This window comes from Mesorhizobium sp. Cs1321R2N1, assembly GCF_037179725.1.
GTDB lineage: Bacteria > Pseudomonadota > Alphaproteobacteria > Rhizobiales > Rhizobiaceae > Mesorhizobium > Mesorhizobium salmacidum.
Window position 1 is genome coordinate 26415 of sequence record NZ_JAPYKP010000019.1, and the last position, 17794, is coordinate 44208.

Sequence of the window (17794 nt, forward strand, 5' to 3'; positions counted from 1 at the left end):
GCCACCCTGTCGATTGGATCAACGGCGGCAAGGCCGAGATCCTTCACACCCCCCTCTGTCGGGCAGGACAGAGGGGGGTGCTTCACGCAAACGTCAATCATGCCGGCTCGTCCATAAGATGCAGGTGCTCGCGATTGAACGTCAGCACCACCGCCTCGCCCTCCGCCGGCAGGGCGGTGCCGGCCGGCACCACGGCGTGCAGTTTCAATCCGTCGGCATCGAGCGCCAGCCGGGTGGTGGCACCGAGATAATTGGTCGAGACGAGACGCGCGGCAACGCCCTCGCCGCTCGCGGCACGGCCGACGCGAATGGATTCAGGCCGCAGGCTGCCCCAGCGGTGCTGGCCGGAATAACGCTGGACGAAATCCGGCGGCAGCACGTTCGAGGAACCGACGAAATCAGCGACAAAGCGCGTGCTCGGCCGCTGATAGATGTCCTCCGGCGTGCCGATCTGCATGATCTTGCCATCGTTGAAGACGGCGACGCGGTCGGCCATCGACAGTGCCTCGCCCTGGTCGTGGGTGACGAAGACGAAGGTGATGCCGAGCGCCTTCTGCAGCGATTTCAGCTCCTCCTGCATGTTTTCACGCAGCTTGAGGTCGAGCGCGCCGAGCGGCTCGTCGAGCAGCAGCACCTTGGGCTGGTTGACCAGCGCGCGGGCGAGCGCGACACGCTGGCGCTGGCCGCCGGAGAGCTGGCCGGGCCGCCGGGCGCCGTAGCCGGGCAGTCGCACCAGCGAGAGCGCTTCTTCCGCCGCCTTGTGCCGCTCGGCCTTGCTCACGCGCTTGACCATCAGCCCGTAGGCGACGTTGTCGAGCACATTGAGATGCGGGAACAGCGCGTAGTCCTGGAACACGGTGTTGACGTTCCGGCGGTAGGGCGGCACGCCTTCGGCACGCTCGCCGAAGATCGAGATCGAACCCGCCGTCGGCTGCTCGAAGCCGGCGATCAGGCGCAGACACGTGGTCTTGCCGGACCCGGACGGCCCGAGCATGGCGAAGAATTCGCCCGGCACGATGTCGAGGTCGACCGCGTCGACGGCGCGAACGCTGCCGAAATGGCGCGAGACTCTTTGGAAGGAAACGGCTGGGGTCATGGGACGTCAGTCTGTTGCCGGTTGGTTCTGTCGGATTGCCGTAGCACGCCGCTTCACCTCCCCCTCGATGGGAGGTCGCGGCGAAGCCGCAGGTGGGGGTGACCTGCACAGACGGCCGAGCAGCCCCACCCCGACGCTGCGCGTCGACCCTCCCCACGAGGGGGAGGGTAAGAGAGATCACCGTCCGCCGATGACGCCGATATAATCCGACACCCAGCGATAGTAGGGCACGCACTGGTCGTTCTGGGTGACGCATTTCGAGACCGGCGTCTTCCAGAACTTGATCTTGTCGAAATTGTCGTAGCCGTTGGTCTTGCAGCCTTCCTCGCCGAGCAGCTCGTTGCCCTTGCAGGCGGCGGGCACGACCGGCAGCGAGCCGAACCAGGCGGAGACATCGCCCTGGACCTTCGGCGCCAGCGAATGCTCGAGCCACATGTAGGCGCAGTTCGGATGCGCCGCGTCGGCTTCCATCATGGTGGTGTCGGCCCAGCCGGTGACGCCTTCTTCCGGTACGGTCGAGGCGACCGGCTTCTTGGCGGCGACCAGCGTGTTGACCTGATAGGGCCACGAGCCCGAAGCAACCACGCCTTCATTCTGGAAATCGTCGACCTGGATGGCGGCATCATGCCAGTAGCGGCCAACCAGCGTGCGCTGGACGCGCAGCAATTCGAGCGCCGCCTTGTACTGGTCCTCGTTCAATTCGTATGGGTCCTTGATGCCGAGTTCCGGCTTGTGGAACATCAGGTAATTGGCGGCGTCGGCGATGTGGATCGGTCCGTCATAGGCCTGGACGCGACCCTTGTTGGACTTGCCGTCCGGCAGCTTCATCTCCTCGAAGACGACGTTCCAGCTCTTCGGCGCTTCCTTGAACACCTCGGTGTTGTACATCAGGATGTTCGGTCCCCACTGATAGGGCACGCCGTAATGAACGCCGCCGACAGTAAACCAGGGCGCGTCCTTCAGCCGGTCGTCGACGGTTTTCCAGCCCGGGATGAGATCGGTGTTGATCGGCTGCACGCGCTTGCCAGCGACGAGGCGCAGCGAGGCATCGCCCGACGCGGTGACGAGGTCGAAGCCGCCCTCGTTCATCAGCGAGACCATCTCATCCGAGGTGTTGGCGGTCTTGACGTTGACCTTGCAGCCGCTCTCCTTCTCGAAGGCGGTGACCCAGTCATAGCCCTTGTCGGTCTCGCCGCGCTCGATATAGCCCGGCCAGGCGACGATGTTCACCTCGCCCTCGCCCTTGCCGAGTTCCTTGACCTGGGCGATGGCCTGACCGGAGAAGGTCAGCGCGACCGTCAAAGCAGTGCACGACTTCAGGAATGAATTCATTATCGACTCCCATTTTGGCGCGTGATCCAGAAACCGCTCCGGTTTTCGCTGGATCACGCGCGGACTGAAAACTTGTCAGCTCGTCCGTTGGACTTGGCGCCGCTCTGATGGCAGCTTGTGTCCCTGAAACGGAAGGTGCTTTGAAAATTCCGGTTTCGCAAATTCATTTATCAGAAGGCCGATATCGGTTTTTCCGATAGCTCTATCACAGACGCTGGCGCACCATCCGCTGCGACTGGGCAAGGCCGATGAAGTCGCGCGCCGCGGCGGCCAGGCCGGAGCCTCGCCGCCAGACCATGCCAACCTGCACCACCGGCAAGGAACCCGAAATGTCGCGCGATTCGATGCGGTCGCCTTCCAGCGACCAGGGCCGGTAGACAAGGTCAGGGAGCAGTGCCACGCCGGCGCCGGTGGCGACCAGGCTGCGCACGGCTTCCACGGAACGGGTGCGGAAGGCGACATGCGGCCTGGCGCCGATCGCCGTCAGCAGCTTGCCGGTGTTCTCCTCGATCTCGTCGACGGTCAGCATGATCAGCGGTTCGGAGGCGATATCGCCGATGCCGATAATGTCGGCGCCAGCCAAGGGATGGCCGAGCGGCAGCCACAGCCGATAGGCCGAGACTTCGAGGATTTCCGATTGCAGGGCAGTGCGGTCGCGCAAATTGGAGGTGACCATGACGGCAATGTCGAGCTTGCCACCGATCAGCAGGTGTTCGAGGTAGTCGCCATTGTCCTCTATGGCCGAGACCTCGACGCCCGGATAGGCGCGGCGGTAGCGTGAAAGCAGATCCGACAGCACATAGCCGGCGACCAGCGAGGTGACGCCGAGTTGCAGCCGCCCGCCCGCCACGGCCTGTTCGCCGGAAAAAGAGCGGCGCGCGTCGGACACGTCAGCGAGAATCTTTGTGGCATGACGCAGGAACTGGTGGCCCTTGTGGGTGATGTTGAGGCCGCGCGGATGGCGCTCGAACAGTTCGACGCCAAGATCGCTTTCAAGCTCCTTGATCGCCTCGGTGACGGACGATTGCGAAATGGAGAGGTTTTGCGCCGCGCGCGACACCGTACCTTGCTCGGCAACGGCGATGAAGAACTGCAACTGTCGGATGGTGAAGGCCATGGCCGGACTAAACACCGGCAGGCAAGCGAAGGAAAGCCGGCTGCGGAGCTTATCCCGTGACCGGAGATTGGTGCAGCGCGGTCAGCCGAGCATCAGCCTGATGCGGCGTCGCCATGTCGGGCCATAGCGCAACGCAAGCATGAAGGCCGTCTCAAGCGCCACGACGATGACGATGATGCGCAGGCCAACCGCGAAGGAATCCTGGCCACTGCCGCGCATGAGGTAACCGGTCAGGAGAAAGCCCGCATTCCATATGGTGGCGCCAAGCAGTGTCGCGGCCGCGAAGGGCAAGGCAGGCAGGTAAAGCGCGCCAGCAGCGATCGGCAGGTAATTGCGCACCGTCGGGATGAACTGTGCCAGCAAGGACACCCTGACATGATTGCGGCGATAGGCCTGGCCAAGCTTGCGATAGGTTTCGGGGCGCAGGAAGACATATCTGCCGGCTCGTCCGATCAGCCTGTCGGCACGGTCGAAGCCGATCCGGCGGCCGGCCGCATACCAGACAAGGCAGCCGGCGAAGGAGGCGGAAGTCGTCACCGCCAGCAGGATCGCCAGCGTCGCATGGTCAGGCGCCGCCGTCATACCGAGGAACAGCAGCAACACATGCGAGGGCGGAATCGGCAGGATCTTTTCGGTGAAGGCGAGGCAGAAGACGCCGAACAGGCCGAAGCCGAGAATGGCCGACAACGGTCCCGTCATGAGAAGCGCCAGTCGTATGTTTCTGACGTCTTGATCCTGGCGATGCGATAGACCGTCGCCGGCGGGAAGTTGCGAAAGGTATGGCCAACCCGCGTGACCTCGAGATCGAGCCTGTCGAGCAGCGACTGGTCGAACGGGCAGCGCCGTCCAAGCGTGAACTGATAGAGCGCTCCGCCCGGGCGAAGGTTCGCGAAAACACCTTCGAGAATGGCGAGCGTCCTGCGCGGCGAGATCAGCCGGAAAGGCAAGCCGCTGACGGCAGCACCAATCACCGGCCGGTGAAAGAGCGACAGACGGCACAGACCGACAGCATCCATCTCGAATATCCGGGCGGCCGGAAAGCGACGCTTGAGCAGTGCGGCAAAATCCGGATCGGATTCGATCAGCGTCAAATCTTCCTCCTTAACCCCGCGCGACAGCAGCGCTCGCGTGAAGGGGCCGGTTCCTGGACCGAGCTCCAACACGGGACCCGTCTCGGGTCCGATGTCGCGCGTCATCAATGCCGCCAGGCTGGAGCTGGACGGCGTGACGGAGCCGACCCTGAACGGCGCCACGGTCCACGCCACGAGGAAAGACAGAGCATCATTTGCAGGCATGGTAACCTCAATCCCGGACAACAGCACGCCAGATTGTGTGGCCAACTGATTCGTTTCAGCGCCATTTCGTTTCAACGTCGGGCCCGACCTGTTGCATATTCGGCCCCGACGCCTTCACGCCGGCATGGGCGATTCGTGCCGACCGGTGCTGTTTGCCGCGACTGGGTTGCATAGACATTGCGCAATCTCGCGGAGGCAAAGAAAGCGTTTGTCGACCCGGGCCGTTCGGCTTTGCCATGTTTGCGCAATGTTGGCGCGGTAGCGCCCGAAGCTGCTGCTGGAGAATTGTCGATGCGAATCTTGCTGGTCGAGGACGAGCCTGAAATGGTCTCTGCCTTGCGTGCCGCGCTGAAGCGCCACGACATGGTGGTCGATCACGCCGGTTCGCTCAACGAGGCGGAAGGCTTCGTTGCCGCCGACAGCTACGACGCGATCCTGCTCGACCGCCAGTTGCCGGATGGCGACGGGTTGTCGCTGGTGCCCAGATTGCGTTCGGCCAAGAACACCACGCCAGTGCTGATGCTGACGGCGAGAGGCGACACGTCGGACAAGGTCGATGGGCTGGACATGGGCGCGGACGACTATCTGGCGAAACCATTCGCCTTCGAGGAACTGCTGGCTCGCCTGCGCGCGCTGCTCAGGCGCCCGGCACCGATGCGGTCGCAATTCATCCGTGCCGGCGGTCTGGTGCTCGATGTCGGGCATCGCGAAGCGTCGATCCGTGCGAACCGCTCAGCCTGCCGCGCCGCGAACTCCTGGTGCTGGAGGCGCTGATGCGGCGCACCGGCCGCATGGTGCAACGCGAGGCGCTGATGGAGGCGGTGTTCGGCCTCGACGACGAGATCCAGTCCAACGCCCTCGACACCCATGTCTCGCGCCTGCGCCGCAAGCTCGCCGATGCCGATGCCGGCGTGACGATCAACGGCATTCGCGGCGTCGGCTATCTCCTGCGCGAGACGACATGAGCGCCAAGCAATGAGCCTCAAGCGCCCGCGTTCGCTGAAATGGAGCCTGGTGCTGCGCATCGCCTTGCTGCAATGCGCGATGCTGACGCTGATCATCGTCGGCATTCTCGTCGCATTGCTCGCCACCGGGCTCATTCCGCACGATTATGAGGACGGCACAATGGACGTGCTGGCGGATGCGGTGGCGCGTGACGCAGGCGGGAAGCTCATCCTGCGCGAGACCTCGGACCTGACGAAGCTGCGATCCGAGGTCCCCGATCTCTGGTTCATCATCCGAGACAAGCAGGGCCAGCGGCTGCAGGAGGGCACCATGCCGCCCATCTTCCAGCCTTTCGCCGGATTGCTGGACACTATCAGCGACGCCCGTATCGACCACGCAATCGGACAAACCGCGCCGCCGGAGGGGAAGATTCGCTGGACCGATACGGCGGCCGGCAATGTCCAGATATTCACCGGCACCAAGGGCGGGCTTTCGCTGTTGCGCCTCCTCGAACAAGCGCCGCAATTCTTCCTGCAAGGCATATTGCCGCTCGCCGGGCTGATGGCGCTGGCCACGCTGTTCGCGACGCCCTGGGTGGTGCGTGGCGCCCTTTCGGGCCTAGGCCATGCAGCCGCCGAGGCCGAACGCATCGACATCGACCAGCGCGGTGTCCAGCTGCCGCTGCAGGACGTACCGACAGAGGTGACACCGCTGGTCAAGGCGGTGAATGCGGCCCTTGCGCGGCTCGACAAGGGCTATGAGCGCCACAAACGTTTCCTCACCGACGCCGCTCATGAGCTCAGGACACCGGTCGCCATCCTCAACACGCGCCTCGCCTCGCTGCCGGCGACACCGGAACGGGCACGGCTGCTGCAGGATGCAGCACGGCTCTCGACGCTGACCGACCAGTTGCTCGACCTGCAGCGTCTCGACCGGCAGACATCGCCTTTCGAAAGGGTCGATCTCGTGACGATTGCGCGAGGCGTCATCGTCGACCTCGCGCCGATAGCATTCTCGGCCGGATACGAGATGTCGTTCGAGCCGGAGAGGGACACGCTTTTTGCCACGGGCGACCGCACCGCGATCGAACGTGCGGTGACCAACATCGTGCAGAACGCCATCGAGCATGGCGGCCGCGCCGGCAAGATCACCGTCAGCGTCACAACGCCCGCCATCATCGAGGTGCGGGACGAAGGCGACGGCGTGCCGCCGGGCGAGCGGGAGCGCATCTTCGAACCCTTCTACCGATTGCGCCCGCAGGATCATGGCGCCGGACTCGGCCTCAACCTCGTGCAGGAGATCATGTATCTCCATGGCGGGCGCATCGAAATCCTCGACGGCAAGCCCAGCGGCGCCTGCTTCAGGATGAGTTTTCGCGCGTTGGCGGCATAGCGTCGCCGCGAGTTCACACGGACGCCCGCGATGACATCAGTCGATGAGAGACAGCAGACAACGAATTCCGGCGTCTATGCCGCCGGAGACGCGGCACGCCGATGCACACCATCGCCTTTGGCTAAATTCCCGCGTCGCCGCCGGCGATGCTGAGCCGCGCGCCGGCCTGTGCGAGGGCGGCGGCAATGTCATGCGGCGGCGCGCGATCGGTGGCGAGTTCGGAAAAGCCGTCGAAGCCGCAGACCTGAACCAGGCCCTGGCGGCCGAACTTCGTGTGGTCGGTGACGACGAGCGAGCGCTGGCCGCGCGACAGCACCATGCGGGCGAATTCCGCCTCGTCCAGATCAAAGTCCATGACACCCGTCACCGCATCCACGGCGCCGGTGGAAATGATGGCGTGGCTGACCGAGAAGCGGCTGACGAACTCGATCGCCGACGTCCCGAACGCGGCTCCTGAATCGCTGCGCAGCTCGCCGCCGGCCATATAGACCTTGTTGCCGTTGATGGTGGCCAGCGTGCGGGCAATATCAGACGAGTTGGTGACGACCGTCAGGCGCCGGTGGCCGAGCAGTTCGCGCGCCAGGAACGAAGTCGTGGTGCCGGTGTCGAGCATGATCGATTCGCCGTCGCGGATGGTGGCGGCAACCATGCGTGCGATGACCCGCTTGGCATCGGCATGCTCGCGCATGCGCCGTTCGAACGGCGCTTCGCCGATCATCGACGGCAGGCCAATGGCGCCATGCATCTTCAGAACCGAGCCGTCGCCGGTGAGCGGCTTGACGTCCCGCCGCACGGTTTCGAGGGAAACGCCCAACCGGTCGGCCAGGCTGGCGATGGTGACGGTTCCCTCTTCCTGCAGCAGCCGCAGGATCTCGCCATGCCGTTTCGAGTGGATCATATGTGCGCGTCCCGGAATTTGCCCGTTTCCCAAGGCATTCCTAACGCTTTTAAAGGAATTGCCCATGCTTTCGGGCAAAATACCCAAAAAAGGTCACATCTTTTTATTGACAGAAGAGCAACCCTGGCGTGAAATCCAACCCTAACAGGGGTTCGGAGCTGCAGCGGGAGGATGATTGGCAGAGCCGCAACTCATTGACCAGGCAGCCTGCAACGTGTCTGGCGCAACGAATTTTCAGATCCGCGGGGGCGGATGCCGGGGTCAAAAACCTGGCCAAGGGGCTCGTCGGTGCGGTGCGGGATACCGATCCTGGCGTCCCGCACCGACGAGATCGTTTGCGTTTCTCCCCGCCGTCGTTGCAGGGCGCCTTGGCGAAGCCCGGCAAACCAGCCTAGCAAACCAGGGATGATCCCGTGAGTGCCGAAGACCGCATCCGCGCCCTGCCCTGCTGGACGGGCGCCATCGAGATCGCGCCGCTGCCCGGCGGCTTGAGCAACGCGAATTATGTGGTCACCGACACGGCCGGCAAACATGTCGTGCGCTTCGGCCAGGATTATCCGTTCCACCATGTCTTCCGCGAACGCGAGGTGATGACCGCGCGGGCGGCTCACGCCGCCGGGTTCGCGCCGGCGGTCCACTATGCCGAACCAGGAATCCTGGTGACGGCATTTCTTGGCGCCAAAACCTATCTGGCCGAGGACGTGCGCGCCAATCTCGGACGCGTCGCGGCGCTGATGCGCGGCTTCCACCGGGAGATGCCCAACCATATCTCCGGCGCCGGCTTCATGTTCTGGGTGTTCCATGTCATCCGCGACTACGCGCGCACGCTTGAAGAAGGCGACAGCCGCAAGCGCGGTGACCTGCCGCGCTTCCTGGCGCTGGCCGACGAACTGGAGCGCGCTCAGAAATTGCTGCCGATCGTCTTTGGCCACAATGATCTTCTGCCTGCCAATATTCTCGACGACGGCAGCAGGCTGTGGCTGATCGATTTCGAATATGCCGGCTTCAACACGGCGATGTTCGACCTCGCCGGCGTCGCTTCGAACGCGGGCATGAGCGATGAGGAATCCTTCGCCTTCCTGACCGCCTATTTCATGAAGGAACCGGATGAGGCGATCCGCCGCTCGCACGCCGCCATGCAATGCGCCTCGCTGCTGCGCGAAGCGATGTGGAGCATGGTGTCGGAACTCTATCTCGACGCGCCCGGCATCGACTACGTCGCCTACACCGAGGAAAACCTGGTGAGGCTCGACGCGGCACTGGAAAGCTACCGGACAAAATACGGGATCCTGAAATCATGACCTTGCCTAGCCAGGCCGCGATCGTCGTCATCGGCGGCGGCATCATCGGCTGTTCGACGGCCTATCATCTGGCGCGCGACCACAAGGCCGACGTGGTGCTGCTCGAACAGGGCAAGCTGACCTCGGGCTCGACCTGGCATGCCGCCGGCCTGGTCGGGCAATTGCGCTCGTCGGCCTCGATCACGCGGGTACTGAAATACTCCGTCGACCTCTACAAGGGGCTGGAAGCCGAGACCGGGCTCGCCACCGGCTGGAAGATGACCGGCTGCCTCAGGCTCGCCACCAATGCCGACCGCTGGACCGAGTACAAAAGGCTGGCGACGACGGCGAGAAGCTTCGGCATGGACATGCAGCTTCTGTCGCCTGCGGAGGTCAAGGCGATGTGGCCGCTGATGGAGACCGGCGATCTGGTCGGCGCGTCCTGGCTGCCGACCGACGGCCAGGCGAGCCCTTCCGACATCACGCAGTCGCTGGCCAAGGGCGCGCGCATGCATGGCGCCAAGCTCTACGAGGGGGTGTGTGTCACCGGCTTCGAGATGAAGGGCGACCGCATCGCGGCGGTGAAGACCAATCAAGGCGACATCGCCTGTGACAAGGTGGTGAACTGCGCTGGGCAATGGGCGCGGCAGGTCGGCGCCATGGCCGGCATCAACGTGCCGCTGCAGCCGGTGAAGCACCAGTACATCATCACCGAGAAAATCGCGGGGCTGGCGACTGACGCGCCGACGCTGCGCGACCCCGATCGGCGCACCTATTTCAAGGAAGAGGTCGGCGGGCTGGTGATGGGCGGCTATGAGCCGAACCCGCAGGCCTGGACAACCGGTCTCCCTCGAGGCGACGTGCCCGACGACTGGGAGTTCCGGCTGTTCGACGACGATTACGATCATTTCGAGCAGCACATGGCTCAGGCGATCGCGCGCGTGCCGGCGCTGGAGACGGTCGGCGTCAAGCAGATGATCAACGGGCCGGAAAGCTTCACGCCCGACGGCAATTTCATCCTCGGCGTGGCGCCCGAATGCGCCAACATGTTCGTCGGCGCCGGCTTCAACGCTTTCGGTATCGCCTCGGGCGGCGGCGCCGGCTGGGTGCTGGCGCAATGGGTGGTCGACGGCGAGGCGCCGCTCGACCTGTGGGTGGTCGACATCAGGCGCTTTTCCAACCTGCACCGCGACCGGCAATGGGTGTGCGAGCGCACGCTGGAAGCCTATGGCAAGCACTACACGATCGGCTTCCCGCACGAAGAGTACGTCAGCGGCCGGCCGCGCATCGTCTCGCCGCTGTATGAGCGGTTGAAGCAGCAACGCGCCGTGTTTGGCTCGAAGCTCGATTGGGAGCGGCCGAACTGGTTCGCGCCGAAGGGCGTCGAGCCAAAGGACCTCTATTCGATGGGCCGGCAGAACTGGTTCGCCGCCGTCGGTGACGAGCACCGCCACGTGCGCGAGCATGTCGGCATCTTCGACCAGTCGTCCTTCGCCAAATATGAGCTGAGCGGCCCCGACGCTGCCAAGGCCCTTGACTGGATCTGCGCCAACGACGTCAGCAAGCCGGTCGGCCGGCTGACGTACACGCAACTCCTCAATACGCGCGGCGGCATCGAGGCCGACCTGACCGTGTCGCGGCTGGCCGAGGAAAAATTCTACATCGTCACCGGCACCGGTTTCCGCACCCATGACGCCTCGTGGATCAGCGACCATATTGGCGAGGGCCTCGATGCCCAGCTCGCCGATGTCACCGAGGATTTCGGCACGCTGTCGCTGATGGGGCCGCGCGCCCGCGATGTGCTTTCGGCCGTCACCAATGCGGATGTGTCGAATGCCGGCTTCCCGTTCGGCCATGTGCGGGAAATCGTCATCGCGGGTCACAGAGTCCGGGCGCTGCGTGTCACCTATGTCGGCGAACTGGGCTGGGAGCTGCATGTGCCGATCCCCGCCACCGGTGAAGTCTTCGACGCGCTGATGGCGGCGGGCGGGAAGCACGACATCCGGCCGGTCGGCTACCGCGCGCTGGAATCACTGCGGCTGGAAAAGGGCTATCGCGCCTGGGGCTCCGACATCACGCCCAATGACACACCGCTGGAGGCTGGGCTGGGCTGGGCCGTAAAGCTGCGTAAGAACACCGACTTCGTCGGACGACGCGCACTTGAGAAAGTTGGCGGCGCAGCGTCGATGAAACGGTTCGCCGGCTTCACAGTCGATGACCAGGAGATCGTGCTGCTCGGCCGCGAAACCATCCTGCGCAACGGCGAGCCGGTCGGTTATCTCACAAGCGGCGGCTACGGCTACACGGTCGGCAAGAACATCGGTTACGGCTATGTGCGCAACGCCGAGGGGGTGAACGATGATTTCCTCGCCTCGGGCAGCTATGAACTGGTGGTCGCGATGCAGCGGACGCCGGCTCAAATCTGTCTTGAGCCGCTATACGACCCGGCAATGAAGCGCGTCAAGGCTTAACGCACGCGCAAAGCAAGGCCACGGCTGGGGACGGTATCGGCCTCGCCAGGCATCGAGACGTAGGGACGTGTTTCCTCAATGCGGACGACCAGGCCTTGCGCCTCGAGTTCGGCGATGCGCGCGGGAAAGCCCTGATCCCACAACGTGTTCTTGACCGTCAGCACGATCACTCCGCCCGGCCGGCAGATGCGGATCAGTTCGTCCAAACCGTCGGCGCCGACATGACCCGAGGTGAACACACCGGCCGAGATGATGCCGGCATAGGTGTCGTTGGGAAAAGGCAGGTCACCGCCGAGTGCCAGGCAATGCAGCGCCGAATAGACGCCCTTGCGCGCGGCCTGATCCAGCATGCCCTGTGAGATGTCGAGCGCCTCGACCTGGGGATAGCCGGCAATGTCGAGCCATTCGCCGATCAGCCCGGTACCTGCCCCGGCGTCGAGCAGCGGGGCTGAACCGCGCGGCAGATGGCGGGCCAGCAAGGCAAGGCAGATCGTCGGGTGGCGGTAGCCGGCGGTCGACATATCGGCGTCATAAGTTTGCGACCACCTGTCATAGAGTGCCGCTACCTCTTCCGGGCGCTTGGCCGCGTAGGCCTCGCCGAGCGCGCCTTGATGTTTGCCGTCCGTCACGTGTCCACAAACTCCCTGTCTTGCCGGGATGATAGCCAAACGGCGAAAATTGTGGAACCGTTGTCGCAAAGAAATAGCGCGTGGGGACGCAGGCATGGTGACAGACGAGGCGCGGGCAAAACTTGCCGCCATTCCGGTGCTGGCTGGCTACACCGGGCCGCTGGAACGGCTTGGCGGCCTCACCAACCTCGTCTTCAAGGCCGGCGATTACTGCCTGCGCATTCCGGGCAAAGGCACCGAGGAATACATCAACCGCGCCAACGAAGCGGTGGCGGCGCGCCAGGCGGCGAAGGCCGGCGTCAGTCCCGAGGTGCTGCATGCCCATGCCGCCACGGGCCTGATGGTGACGCGCTACATCGCCGATGCCGAGACGATGTCGCCGGAGAAATTCAGGGAGCGGCAGGGCAGTCCGGCCCGGGCGGCCGAGGCCTTCCACAAGCTGCACGCGTCCGGCGCGGTGTTCCCCTTCCGCTTCGAGCTGTTTTCGATGATCGACGGCTATCTCAAGGTGCTGTCGACCAGGGATGTCGCCCTTCCCGCCGGCTATCATGACGTGGTGCGCGCGGCCGGCAGCGTGCGTTCGGCCCTGGCCGTCCATGCCTTGCCCCTCGTCGCCTGCCATTGCGATCCGCTGTGCGAAAATTTTCTCGATACGGGCGAGCGGATGTGGATCGTCGACTGGGAATATTCCGGGATGAACGACCCCCTCTGGGACCTCGGCGATCTCAGCGTCGAAGGCAAGTTCGACGCGGCCCAGGACGAGGAGTTGATGCGCGCCTATTTCGGTGGCGAGGCGAAGCCGGCGGAGCGCGGCCGCGTCGTCATCTACAAGGCGATGTGCGACTTGTTGTGGACGCTGTGGGGGCTGATCCAGCTCGCCAACAACAATCCGGCCGACGATTTCCGCGCCTATGCCGACGGCCGCTTCGCACGCTGCAAGGCGCTCATGGAGACAGAGGAATTTTCGCGGCACCTTGCTGCGGTACGCCAGGGCTAAAGCGCGGCATTGGACACCCGAAATCCGGGCCCTACGGCATGTCGCGGCGAATAGGATTCGCCGCGACATGCTGTAGGATTCTGGTTTTATGCATGTCGTTGTCCCGGAACCGAGGACACTTCCGGGCGACATGCATTAGTTCACACCCTTCGGCACGTTCTCCGGCGGCACCGTGGTGTCGACCACTTTTTGGCGATGGAAGATGAACAGGCCGGCCAGAACGATGATGCCGGAGCCGATCAGGATACGCGGGCCGGGAACGTCGCCGAAGAACGCCAGCCCGAACACCACCGCCCACAGGAGCAGCGTGTAATGCAGCGGCGCCAGCGTCGAGGCTGGTGCCAGTTTCAGCGCCCGCGTGATCATCAGATGCGCACCGCAGGAGACGATGCCGAGCAGCAGCATGGCGCCGAAATCAAGAGCCGACGGCGTCTGCCAGGCACCGATGGTCAGCACGCCGCCAACCAACAGCGTGCCGATCGTCTGCCATGTCACCAGATTGGTGTCGCTGGTGCCGCGCAGGCGCCGGTTGAGGATGATGGCGAATGCGAAGGCAAGGCTGCCGACAAGCGCGAAACCCGACGACAGCGAAAACGCAGCAGAGGAGGGTTTCAGCATGATCACCACGCCGCAGAAGCCAAGCAGGATCGCCACCCAGCGGCGCCAGCCGACCTTTTCGCCAAGCAGGAAATGCGATAGCGCCGCCACATAGATCGGGCCAGCCATGTAGAAGCTCATCACATCGGCAAGCGGCAGAAAGACGACGGCGGCGTAGAACAAAGCGGTGTCCAGCGTCGTCGCCACCACGCGCAGGACCTGCAGCCCGGGCCGTTCCATCTGGAACAGTCTGCCAGCGCCCTGGTTGGCGATCATCGGGCCGAGCACGATGAAGGCGCCGATAGAGCGGATCAGCACCACCTGGCCGACGGAAAAGCTGGTGACCAGCCATTTGCCCATCGCGTCGTTCAGCGCAAACAGAAAGTCGCCCGCCAGCATCAGCAGGATGCCGGCCAGAAGCACATTCCTGACCATCGAATTCCGGGCGACGGGCTCAACCATGCCCGGCTCCTAGACTCAAGCGCCAACTTTGACGAGTGGGAATCGAAGAAACGGTAAGACCAGCCGCGGGAATCGGCTGTATCTACCCGGATTTGTGCCGCCGGTTCACCTGCGACGGCCTGCCGGAGATCGAAAGCCTGGTATCCTGCCTTGTCCGCTCCGCCACCACCTTGCCCCTGGCGATGACGCAGATGCGCTCGGCGCGCAGGCGCAGGGCCTCGATCGGATTGCCGGCATCGAGGATCACCAGGCTGGCGCGCTTGCCGACAGCCAGGCCAAGATGATCAAGGCCCATGATCGCGGCGTTGACGTTGGTGACCATGTCGAAGCAGCGCGCCATGTCAGCGGGGCTCGACATCTGGGCGACATGCAGGCCCATGAAGGCGACGTCGAGCATGTCGGCGGTGCCCAGCGAATACCAGGGATCGAGCACGCAATCCTGGCCCCAGCCGGCACGGATGCCCAGCGCCTGCATTTCCTTGACCCGCGTCATGCCACGCCGCTTCGGGAACGTGTCGTGACGGCCCTGCAGCATGATGTTGATCAGCGGGTTGGGTATCGCCGAAACCCCGGCCTCGGCGATCAGCGGCAACAGTTTCGAGACGTAGTAATTGTCCATCGAATGCATGGAGGTGAGGTGCGAACCGGCCACCCTGCCCTGCAGGCCGAGGCGCTGCGTTTCATAGGCCAATTGCTCGATGTGACGCGACAGCGGGTCATCTGTCTCGTCGCAATGCAGGTCGACCATGAGGCCGCGTTTTGCCGCGATCTCGCACAATTCGGTCACCGAGCGCCTGCCGTCGGCCATGGTGCGCTCGAAATGCGGAATGCCGCCGACGATGTCGACCCCCATGTCCAGCGCGCGCATGGTATTTTGGCGCGCCGTCGGCGAGCGATAGAACCCGTCCTGCGGGAAGGCCACCAATTGCAGATCGATATAAGGGGCGACGGTCTTCTTGACCTCCAGCAGCGCCTCGACCGCCAGCAGCCTGTCGTCGCAGACGTCGACATGGGTGCGGATGGCGAGCAGCCCCATCGACACCGCCCAGTCGCAATAGGCGAGCGCCCGATCGCGCACCGCTTCGTGCGTCAAGAGCGGCTTCAGTTCGCCCCACAGCGCAATGCCCTCGAGCAGCGTGCCCGACGCGTTGATGCGCGGAAGACCATAGGAGAGCGTGGCGTCCATATGGAAATGCGGATCGACGAAGGGCGGCGACACCAGATTGCCACGGGCGTCGACCTCGGTCCGCGCGGAACCCTCGAGCTTCGGCTCGATCGCCGCGATCGTCTCGCCGCTGATGCCGATGTCGGCAATGCCGCCATCCGGCAGCGTGCCGCCACGAACGATTAGGTCGAAATCCATCTCTCATCATCCCGCTTGAAGAATCACAGTTTTATCGTGTCTCAAAACACAGCCTGCCGCAGCGGTTTCTTTCCATGGCGGCAAAGGTTCCCTCCGGCGGCAACTCCCTCTATAAGCCGCCTTCGTCGTCCCGGCATCAAGGATCAGCCGTTGTTCCGCTTCTTCCGCTCGACGGAAAACCAGCGCCTCGTCGCAAGGCTGCTCCGGGAATCGTTCCGGCAGCACAGGGCCGGCTACGCCGCCGCCATCCTGTCGATGCTGGTGGTGGCCGGCATGACGGCCGCCAGCGCCTGGATCCTGCGCGAAATCACCAATGAATTCGTGATCGACAAAAGGGTCGATCGCGTCAACATGATTGCCGTGGCGGTCGCCGCGATCTTCATCGTCAAGGGCATCGCCAACTTCGTCCAGGCCTACTTCATGAGCCGGGTCGGCAACGCCATCATCGCCGAACGGCAGCGCAAGATCTACGACCGCATCCTGGCGCAAGGCATCGAATTCTACCACTCGACCTCGTCGTCCGACCTGATCACCCGCATGACCAACAATGCCCAGGCGGCGCGCAACGTGCTTGACCTCATCGTCACCTCCTATGTGCGCGACCTGGTGACGCTGGCTGCCTTGATTGGGGTCATGGTTTGGCAGCAGCCGGCGCTGTCGCTGATCTGCTTCGTCGTCGGTCCGCTGGCCATCTATGGCGTCAACCGCATCCTGAAGCGTGTGCGCAAGTTCGCCGCCATGGAGTTCCGCTCGGTCGGCCAGATCGTCCAGGTGATGCAGGAAACCGCGATCGGCGTGCGCGTGGTCAAATCCTTCAACCTCGAAGGCTTGATGCGCAAGCGCATGTACAGGGCGGTGTCCGACGTCGAGGACCGGGCCAACAACATCGCCGCGCTGGAAGCGGTGACCAATCCGGTGATGGAAACGCTGGCCGGCCTGGCGATCGCCGGCGCCGTCATGGTCAGCGGCTTACTGGTTCTGAAGGGCGGCCAGATGCCTGGCAACATCATGGCCTTCATCGCGGCGCTGCTGCTTGCCTATGAACCGGCAAAGCGCCTCGCACGTGTCCGTATCTCCCTGGAAAGCGGCATTGTCGGCGTGCGCATGATGTTCCAGTTGGCCGACGAGCCTCTGACATTGGCCGAGAAGCCGGATGCAAGGCCGCTTCATGCCGGACCTGGCGAGATCCGGTTCGACGCCGTCAGCTTCGCCTATCAGAATGGCCCGCCGGTGCTTGACCGGTTCGACATGACTCTTGCGGCCGGCAAGATGACGGCGCTGGTCGGCCCCTCCGGCGGCGGCAAGTCGACGATCCTGAACCTCATCATGCGCCTATATGACCCGAAGAGCGGCAGGGTGCTGCTTGACGGACAGGACATTTCCTATGCCACGCTCGCCTCGCTTAGGGAAAAGATCGCCTATGTCAGCCAGGACACGTTCCTGTTTGCCGGCACGATCATGCACAACATCCGGCTTGGGCGGCAGGATGCGACCGACGACGAGGTGATCGCAGCGGCCAAGGCGGCCAACGCGCATGACTTCATCATCGCGCAGGCGAAAGGCTACGAGACGGATGTCGGCGAGAATGGCGGCCTTTTGTCGGGCGGCCAGCGCCAGCGCATCTCGATCGCCCGCGCCATGCTGCGCAACGCCGAAATCCTGCTGCTGGACGAAGCGACCAGCGCGCTCGACGCCGAATCCGAGGCGCTGTTCCGCGATGCGCTGCAACAGCTGACGGAGGGGCGCACCACGATCGTCATCGCCCACCGCTTGTCGACCGTGCACCAGGCCGACACGATCGTGGTGCTGGAAGCCGGCAAGGTGGTGGAAAGCGGCCCGCACAAGACCCTGCTGGGGCAAGGCGGGCTTTACCAGAAGCTTTATGAGTATCAGCTGATGCCGTGAGGTTTTTTCCTTCTC

14 protein-coding genes and 1 pseudogene are annotated in these 17794 nt (G+C 64.0%); 6 read left to right on the top strand and 9 right to left on the bottom strand.

What is annotated here, in order from left to right; genetic code table 11:
* Positions 1 to 97: 97 nt before the first annotated feature.
* From O7A61_RS07850 to O7A61_RS07870, 5 genes are all read right to left on the bottom strand, one after another.
* A complete protein-coding gene (locus tag O7A61_RS07850; RefSeq protein ID WP_337129240.1) occupies positions 98 to 1096 on the bottom strand; it encodes an ABC transporter ATP-binding protein in 999 nt (332 codons plus the stop codon).
* A 177-nt stretch (positions 1097 to 1273) separates the two neighbouring features.
* Positions 1274 to 2428, bottom strand: a complete 1155-nt coding sequence (locus O7A61_RS07855; protein ID WP_337129241.1) for an ABC transporter substrate-binding protein — start codon at positions 2426 to 2428, stop codon at positions 1274 to 1276.
* Positions 2429 to 2633: 205 nt separating this feature from the next.
* Positions 2634 to 3545 carry a LysR substrate-binding domain-containing protein gene (locus O7A61_RS07860; protein WP_027142168.1) on the bottom strand — a complete coding sequence of 304 codons (912 nt, stop codon included), beginning with the start codon at positions 3543 to 3545 and terminating at the stop codon, positions 2634 to 2636.
* Between the two features lie 81 nt (positions 3546 to 3626).
* Positions 3627 to 4244 carry a DedA family protein gene (locus O7A61_RS07865; protein WP_337129242.1) on the bottom strand — a complete coding sequence of 206 codons (618 nt, stop codon included), beginning with the start codon at positions 4242 to 4244 and terminating at the stop codon, positions 3627 to 3629.
* Positions 4241 to 4840 (bottom strand): class I SAM-dependent methyltransferase, encoded by a 600-nt coding sequence (locus O7A61_RS07870; protein ID WP_337129243.1) that lies wholly within the window; start codon positions 4838 to 4840, stop codon positions 4241 to 4243. The genes O7A61_RS07865 and O7A61_RS07870 overlap by 4 nt, the downstream gene beginning before the upstream one ends.
* Positions 4841 to 5131: 291 nt before the next feature.
* Between O7A61_RS07870 and O7A61_RS07875 the strand changes: the two are divergent.
* Positions 5132 to 5805: pseudogene (locus tag O7A61_RS07875) on the top strand (response regulator transcription factor).
* Positions 5806 to 5815: 10 nt separating this feature from the next.
* Positions 5816 to 7177 carry a sensor histidine kinase gene (locus tag O7A61_RS07880; protein ID WP_337129244.1) on the top strand — a complete coding sequence of 454 codons (1362 nt, stop codon included), beginning with the start codon at positions 5816 to 5818 and terminating at the stop codon, positions 7175 to 7177.
* Positions 7178 to 7298: 121 nt separating this feature from the next.
* On the opposite strand, the gene O7A61_RS07885 is transcribed toward O7A61_RS07880, so the two are convergent.
* Positions 7299 to 8075, bottom strand: coding sequence for a DeoR/GlpR family DNA-binding transcription regulator (locus tag O7A61_RS07885; RefSeq protein ID WP_337129245.1), 777 nt, complete (start codon positions 8073 to 8075; stop codon positions 7299 to 7301).
* Positions 8076 to 8488: 413 nt separating this feature from the next.
* Between O7A61_RS07885 and O7A61_RS07890 the strand changes: the two genes are divergently transcribed.
* Together O7A61_RS07890 and O7A61_RS07895 are read left to right on the top strand one after the other, a co-directional pair.
* Positions 8489 to 9376 (top strand): phosphotransferase family protein, encoded by an 888-nt coding sequence (locus O7A61_RS07890; RefSeq protein ID WP_337129246.1) that lies wholly within the window; start codon positions 8489 to 8491, stop codon positions 9374 to 9376.
* Positions 9373 to 11826 carry a GcvT family protein gene (locus O7A61_RS07895; RefSeq protein WP_337129247.1) on the top strand — a complete coding sequence of 818 codons (2454 nt, stop codon included), beginning with the start codon at positions 9373 to 9375 and terminating at the stop codon, positions 11824 to 11826. Before O7A61_RS07890 ends, O7A61_RS07895 begins: the two co-directional genes overlap by 4 nt.
* On the opposite strand, the gene O7A61_RS07900 is transcribed toward O7A61_RS07895, so the two are convergent.
* Positions 11823 to 12455 carry a class I SAM-dependent DNA methyltransferase gene (locus O7A61_RS07900; RefSeq protein ID WP_337129248.1) on the bottom strand — a complete coding sequence of 211 codons (633 nt, stop codon included), beginning with the start codon at positions 12453 to 12455 and terminating at the stop codon, positions 11823 to 11825. The genes O7A61_RS07895 and O7A61_RS07900 overlap by 4 nt on opposite strands.
* A gap of 94 nt (positions 12456 to 12549) precedes the next feature.
* Between O7A61_RS07900 and O7A61_RS07905 the strand changes: the two genes are divergently transcribed.
* Positions 12550 to 13452 (top strand): phosphotransferase family protein, encoded by a 903-nt coding sequence (locus tag O7A61_RS07905; RefSeq protein ID WP_337129249.1) that lies wholly within the window; start codon positions 12550 to 12552, stop codon positions 13450 to 13452.
* Positions 13453 to 13587: 135 nt separating this feature from the next.
* Here the strand turns inward: O7A61_RS07905 and O7A61_RS07910 are convergent, their stop codons facing one another.
* Together O7A61_RS07910 and O7A61_RS07915 are read right to left on the bottom strand one after the other, a co-directional pair.
* On the bottom strand, positions 13588 to 14511 hold the full coding sequence (locus tag O7A61_RS07910; RefSeq protein ID WP_337129250.1) for a DMT family transporter: 924 nt from the start codon (positions 14509 to 14511) through the stop codon (positions 13588 to 13590).
* A gap of 82 nt (positions 14512 to 14593) precedes the next feature.
* Positions 14594 to 15874 (bottom strand): amidohydrolase family protein, encoded by a 1281-nt coding sequence (locus tag O7A61_RS07915; protein WP_337129252.1) that lies wholly within the window; start codon positions 15872 to 15874, stop codon positions 14594 to 14596.
* A 150-nt stretch (positions 15875 to 16024) separates the two neighbouring features.
* On the opposite strand from O7A61_RS07915, the gene O7A61_RS07920 reads away from it, so the two are divergent.
* The gene (locus O7A61_RS07920; RefSeq protein ID WP_337129253.1) at positions 16025 to 17779 is read left to right on the top strand and encodes an ABC transporter ATP-binding protein; all 1755 of its coding nucleotides are present in this window, start codon (positions 16025 to 16027) and stop codon (positions 17777 to 17779) included.
* The last annotated feature ends 15 nt before the right edge of the window (positions 17780 to 17794 follow it).

Excerpts from the sequence above, each read along its gene's own strand:
- O7A61_RS07850 (WP_337129240.1), bottom strand. The coding sequence starts at position 1,096 with ATGACCCCAGCCGTTTCCTTCCAAAGAGTCTCGCGCCATTTCGGCAGC.
- O7A61_RS07855 (WP_337129241.1), bottom strand. The coding sequence starts at position 2,428 with ATGAATTCATTCCTGAAGTCGTGCACTGCTTTGACGGTCGCGCTGACC.
- O7A61_RS07860 (WP_027142168.1), bottom strand. The coding sequence starts at position 3,545 with ATGGCCTTCACCATCCGACAGTTGCAGTTCTTCATCGCCGTTGCCGAG.
- O7A61_RS07865 (WP_337129242.1), bottom strand. The coding sequence starts at position 4,244 with ATGACGGGACCGTTGTCGGCCATTCTCGGCTTCGGCCTGTTCGGCGTC.
- O7A61_RS07870 (WP_337129243.1), bottom strand. The coding sequence starts at position 4,840 with ATGCCTGCAAATGATGCTCTGTCTTTCCTCGTGGCGTGGACCGTGGCG.
- O7A61_RS07880 (WP_337129244.1), top strand. The coding sequence starts at position 5,816 with ATGAGCCTCAAGCGCCCGCGTTCGCTGAAATGGAGCCTGGTGCTGCGC.
- O7A61_RS07885 (WP_337129245.1), bottom strand. The coding sequence starts at position 8,075 with ATGATCCACTCGAAACGGCATGGCGAGATCCTGCGGCTGCTGCAGGAA.
- O7A61_RS07895 (WP_337129247.1), top strand. The coding sequence starts at position 9,373 with ATGACCTTGCCTAGCCAGGCCGCGATCGTCGTCATCGGCGGCGGCATC.
- O7A61_RS07905 (WP_337129249.1), top strand. The coding sequence starts at position 12,550 with ATGGTGACAGACGAGGCGCGGGCAAAACTTGCCGCCATTCCGGTGCTG.
- O7A61_RS07910 (WP_337129250.1), bottom strand. The coding sequence starts at position 14,511 with ATGGTTGAGCCCGTCGCCCGGAATTCGATGGTCAGGAATGTGCTTCTG.
- O7A61_RS07915 (WP_337129252.1), bottom strand. The coding sequence starts at position 15,874 with ATGGATTTCGACCTAATCGTTCGTGGCGGCACGCTGCCGGATGGCGGC.